Origin of the sequence: Longimicrobium sp., from assembly GCA_036387335.1 — a bacterium.
Lineage (GTDB): Bacteria > Gemmatimonadota > Gemmatimonadetes > Longimicrobiales > Longimicrobiaceae > Longimicrobium.
The window spans coordinates 1-5,027 of sequence record DASVTZ010000257.1 but is presented as its reverse complement, the minus strand read 5'-3'; the positions used below and the strand labels follow the sequence as shown (position 1 = coordinate 5,027).

Below are 5,027 nucleotides of genomic sequence, written 5' to 3'. Positions count from 1 at the left end.
GGTGCCCCTCTCGTTATCGGGAGAGGGGGAGAACAACGCACGAGGCCCGCGGGAGATCGTCTCCTCGCGGGCCTCGTGGTGTCGGTGGGGGTGAGGTATCCCTCCCACGCCGCTTCCAAACATATAGCGCACCCCAGGACTTGCGGCAAGACGGGGGGCACCGTGCAGAGTAGTCGGCCGAATTCTGAGGGTGTGGCCGGAAAACTGGGCGAGAGGGAGGCGCGAGATGATGGATCATGCGGTGGTGATCGCCGGCGGGGGGCCGACGGGGCTGATGCTGGCGGGGGAGCTGGCGCTGGCGCGGGTCGAGGTCGTCATCGTCGAGCGGCGCGAGAGCCAGGAGCTCGCGGGGTCGCGAGCGGGCGGGCTGCACGCGCGCACCCTCGAGGTCCTCGATCAGCGCGGAATCGCGGATAGGTTTCTGGCGGAGGGGAAGAAGGCGCAGGTCGCGGGGTTCGCGTGGGTTCCGCTCGACATCAGCGACTTTCCCACGCGGCACAACTACGGTCTCGGGCTGTGGCAGAACCACATCGAGCGCATCCTGGCCGGGTGGGTCCGCGAAATGGGCGTGCCGATCCACTACGGCACCGAAGTGACCGGGTTCGCGCAGGACGACGACGGGGTGGATGTCGGGCTGTCCGATGGGCGGTCGCTGCGGGCGCGGTACCTGGTGGGGTGCGATGGAGGGCGCAGCATCGTGCGCAAAGCAGCGGGCATCGAGTTTCCCGGGTGGGATGCGACGACGAGCGCCTTGATCGCCGAGGTCGAGATGGTCGAAGAGCCGGAGCTCGGCACCCGCCACGACGCGCTCGGCGTCCACGCGCTGGGGCGGCGCGAGTACGAGATCCGCGACGGCAAGGTGGTCTACAAGGACGAGGGGCCGGTGGGGGTGATGGTGACCGAACGGCGCCCCGGAACCGGCGAGCCCACCCTGCGCGACCTCAGCGAAGCGGTCATCGCCGTGTACGGCACGGACTTCGGGATGCACAGCCCCACCTGGATCTCCAGGTTCACCGACATGGCCCGGCAGGCGGCCGCCTACCGCCACCGCCGCGTGCTGCTGGCCGGCGACGCCGCGCACGTGCATAGCCCGGTGGGTGGACAGGGCCTCAACACGGGCGTGCAGGATGCCGTGAACCTCGGCTGGAAGCTGGCCCAGGTGGTCCACGGCACGTCACCCGACACCCTCCTGGACACGTATCACGCGGAGCGGCACCCGGTCGGCGCGCGCGTGCTGCGGAACACGATGGCGCAGATCGCCCTCCTCCGCCCCGATGAGCGCAGCAAGGCCGCGCGCGAAACCGTGGCGGAGCTCCTCGGCATGGACGAGCCGCGCCGCCGGATGGCCGCGGAGATGTCTGGTCTGGGAATCCGCTACGATCTGGGCGATGGACACCCGCTCCTGGGACGCCGCATGCCCGATCTCGATCTGGTCACCGCCGATGGACCACTGCGCGTCTTCGCCCTGCTGCACGATGCGCGGCCGGTGCTCCTCAACTTCGGCGAGCCCGGCGGGTTCGACGTCGGGGGGTGGGCGGATCGCGTTCGGTTGATCGACGCTCGCTACGATGGCTCGTGGGAGCTCCCCGCCATCGGCATGGTCACAGCTCCCCGCGCGGTGCTGATCCGGCCGGACGGGTACGTGGCGTGGGTGGGCGATGATTCGTGGCAAGGGCTCGAGGACGCGCTCGCCACCTGGTTCGGAGCCGCGACGAGCTAGACGGCGGCGGGGCGAGGCGGGGCGGGGAAGGCGACTTCGCTCGTAATCTCGGACGCGCGGTCCTCCAAGGCGGAGGCGGCGGCGAGGACGAGGGCGATCCAGACGCAGTCGGCCAGGAAGAGGTGGGTGAGCTGCATCCAGAGCGGCACCCGCAGGACGATGTTGATGACGCCAGCCGCCACCTGCATCGCGAAGAGGGTGGTCAGGATGGTGGCGAGGCGGAGCGTGGCGGGGGTGGGGCGGGCGCGGCGCACCACCCAGGCGACGATGGTGATGTACACGCCGGTGGCGATGGCCAGCAGCGGGTGCACGATTCGCAGCCGCTCCAGGAAGTGGGCCGTCGAGGAGAACTCGAAGCCCACCGTGGTCTTGGGGAAGAGCGTGTCGCCGAGCGCCGTCACCGCGCCGGTGGCGCCCACCAGGATCGTGGCGCCGAGGGCCGAGAGCAGGACGGCGCCCAGCGCACCCCGGCCGCGCACCCTCACGTCGCCGCCGCCGGAGGCCCACCAGCCGGTCAGCGTGAGAGCGCCCAGCAGGAGAAAGGTGTTCACCAGATGCGCGGCCATCGAGAATGCCCGGAACGCGGACTTGTCGTCCGCCACCAGTTCGAACAGCACCAGGCCGGCCCCGAGGAGCGCCTCCACCAGGATCAGCGCCATCGAGAGCGCCGCGCCACGCCGCACGCGGTGCCCGGCGGGGAACGCGCGCCACGCCCACACCGCCATTGCCACCACCAGCAGCAGCGCGAGGCCGCTGGTGGCGCGGTGCGCGAGCTCGATGAGGAGCTCGTGCGAGGCGAGCTCCGGCATCACCTCGCCGTTGCAGGCGGGCCAGTGGCGGCCGCAGCCGGCGCCGGAGTTGGTGGCGCGAACGACCGCGCCCCACAGCACCACGGCGACGTTGAAGGCCAGCACGCCCCACGCGTAGCGGGCGAAGCCGGAGGTGGAGCGGAACAGCGGTCTCATTCGGACGGGCTCTGGTACAGGGTGGAGGCCCAACGGTACACCCCCGCCGCGCCACCGCGCAAGTGGTTGCGCAAGCATGGGTTCGGCGACGTGGGGAGCGTGTGGGGGAATGCCCCACGCGGGGGTCGGGAGCGCGCCGCACGCGGGCGCGCCGGGGTGGCGCACGTCCGTGCGGCGTGTATATTTGCGCTCGTCCGCGCCCGCCAGACCGGCGCGCGCGCGGCCCCCACGAACGACGCCCTCCACGGGGCGCCGAGCCCGTAGCTGATGCACGATACTCTTCCAGCCGTGACGGCCGCCCCCGCGGAGGCACACACGGACGCCGGGATGACCACCGCCACGCAGCGCGCCGGAATCGAGGCGGCGCGGCGCGGCGGCGCGGGCGTGCGCCAGCTTCTGCGCGACTACGTGACGCTCACCAAGCCGCGCATCATCTCGCTGCTCCTGGTGACCACCGTCACGCCCATGTTCATCGCGCTGCGCGGCTGGCCGTCGCTGTCCGTGGTGCTGTGGACGATGCTGGGCGGCTACCTGATGGCGGGGGGCGCCAACGCGATCAACATGTTCATCGATCGCGACATCGACGCGCACATGCCGCGCACCAAGCTGCGCCCCATTCCCAGCGGGCGGATGTCGCCGGGGCACGTGCTGGGCTTCGGCATCACGCTGGGCGCCGCGGCGTTCGCGACGTTCGCGCTGCGCGTGAACCTGCTGAGCGCGTGGCTGGCGCTGGCGGGGCTCCTCTACTACGTCTTCATCTACACCCGCTGGCTCAAGCGCACCTCGCCCCAGAACATTGTCATTGGCGGGGCCGCGGGCGCCTTTCCGCCGCTCGTCGGCTGGGCCGCCGCCACGGGCGAGGTGTCGCTGACGGCCGCGTACCTCTTCCTGATCGTCTTCTTCTGGACGCCGCCGCACTTCTGGGCGCTGGCGCTGGTGAAGCAAAAGGACTACGGCCGCGTGGGCGTCCCCATGGCGCCCAACGTGTGGGGCGAGCGCGAGACGATGCGCCAGATGCTCTTCTACACGCTGATCATGATCCCGGTCACGCTGGCGCCCGTCACCTACGGAGGGCTGGGGCTGGTGTACGGCGTGTCCGCGGCGGTGCTGGGGCTCTGGTTCCTGCGCGACGTGGTGCGGGTGATGCGGGCCGGCAACTTCACCCAGCCGGCGTGGACGCTGTACCGCAACTCGCTGCTGTACCTGGCGCTCCTCTTCGCGGCGATGGCGGTGGACGGCGTGGTCCCGGGCGCGCGCGTGGGCCACGACCCCATCATCCTGCGCGATCCCGACATCGCCGCCGCCGCGCGATGAGCGACACGCTCGCCTTCCACGCCGCCTCTCCGGACGGCCACGAGGGCTTCGTGGTCCTCCTCCAGCGCCCCGGGGCGGACGGCACGCTGAGCACGACGGAGTGGCCGGCGGGCGCCTACCTCGAACCCGGCCGGCAGGGCGGCACCTCGGTGGATGAACTGCTCGCACGCGTCCGGCAATGGCGCTCGGCCGGGTGGAAGCTGAGCGAGCCGCTGGAACGCATCGAAAGCTGGCTGCGGCACCCGCCGCGCTGACCCGCCCCCCGCGGCGCCCGCCGCACCCCCATCCCTTCTCCTGAAGGCCCTCCGCGATGACCACGCCGCACCGCGCATCGCCGCGAAGCCAGGCCCGCTGGGACGCCGCCGCCGACGAGCACGAAGTCGCCCTCGCCGCGTACCTCCAATCGGCCTCCGCCCTGCCGCACGCATCGTGGACGCGGCCCTGGGGGGAAGGGAAGTGGACCCCCGCCCAGGTCACCGAGCACCTGACGCGGGCCTACGAGGCCCTCCTCGACGAATTGCGCGAGGGGCGCCCGATGCGCGAGAAGCTGTCGGGATGGCGAAAGAAGATGGTGCGCACCGTCATCCTCCCCCACATCCTCTTCCACCGCACGATCCCCCTGCGCGTCCCTTCGCCGCGCGAAATGCGCCCGGGCGAGCCGCGCGCGGACCGCGACGGGGCACTGGAGGCGCTCCGCGAGCTGGGCGAATGCTTCACCGCCGAACTCGCCGCCGCCCGCGAGCGGGGCTCCGACGGGCTCACCCATCCCTACTTCGGCAAGCTGGAGCCCATCAAGGCGCTCCGCTTCGTCGCCATCCACCTGGACCACCACCGCAGGCAGATCGAGCGCACCCCGAAGTAATCCCTGCAAAGTCGGAAATGGAAGTCTCACGCAGAGGCGCAGAGACGCAGGAGAGAACCGCAACTGCATGGCTCACACAGAGACACAGAGCCACAGAGGAAGAACAGCAGAGGGCATCCCGCGCAGTCCCACGCACGCCCCCTCCCCCAGGCAGTTTTGGGGGAGG

At 71.2% G+C, this 5,027-nt stretch carries 5 protein-coding genes; 4 read left to right on the top strand and 1 reads right to left on the bottom strand.

What is annotated here, in order from left to right:
- The first annotated feature begins 226 nt into the window (after positions 1–226).
- Positions 227–1,720: an FAD-dependent monooxygenase gene (locus VF647_25845; protein ID HEX8455529.1), complete on the top strand. Its 1,494-nt coding sequence runs from the start codon at positions 227–229 to the stop codon at positions 1,718–1,720.
- On the opposite strand, the gene VF647_25840 is transcribed toward VF647_25845, so the two are convergent.
- Positions 1,717–2,685, bottom strand: a complete 969-nt coding sequence (locus tag VF647_25840) for a COX15/CtaA family protein (protein ID HEX8455528.1) — start codon at positions 2,683–2,685, stop codon at positions 1,717–1,719. The genes VF647_25845 and VF647_25840 overlap by 4 nt on opposite strands.
- A 267-nt stretch (positions 2,686–2,952) precedes the next feature.
- Between VF647_25840 and VF647_25835 the strand changes: the two genes are divergently transcribed.
- The 3 genes from VF647_25835 to VF647_25825 are packed head-to-tail and all read left to right on the top strand — an operon-like array spanning position 2,953 to position 4,861.
- Positions 2,953–3,999 carry a heme o synthase gene (locus tag VF647_25835; protein ID HEX8455527.1) on the top strand — a complete coding sequence of 349 codons (1,047 nt, stop codon included), beginning with the start codon at positions 2,953–2,955 and terminating at the stop codon, positions 3,997–3,999.
- Positions 3,996–4,253, top strand: coding sequence for a hypothetical protein (locus VF647_25830; GenBank protein ID HEX8455526.1), 258 nt, complete (start codon positions 3,996–3,998; stop codon positions 4,251–4,253). The genes VF647_25835 and VF647_25830 overlap by 4 nt, the downstream gene beginning before the upstream one ends.
- A gap of 56 nt (positions 4,254–4,309) precedes the next feature.
- Positions 4,310–4,861, top strand: coding sequence for a DinB family protein (locus VF647_25825; protein HEX8455525.1), 552 nt, complete (start codon positions 4,310–4,312; stop codon positions 4,859–4,861).
- The last annotated feature ends 166 nt before the right edge of the window (positions 4,862–5,027 follow it).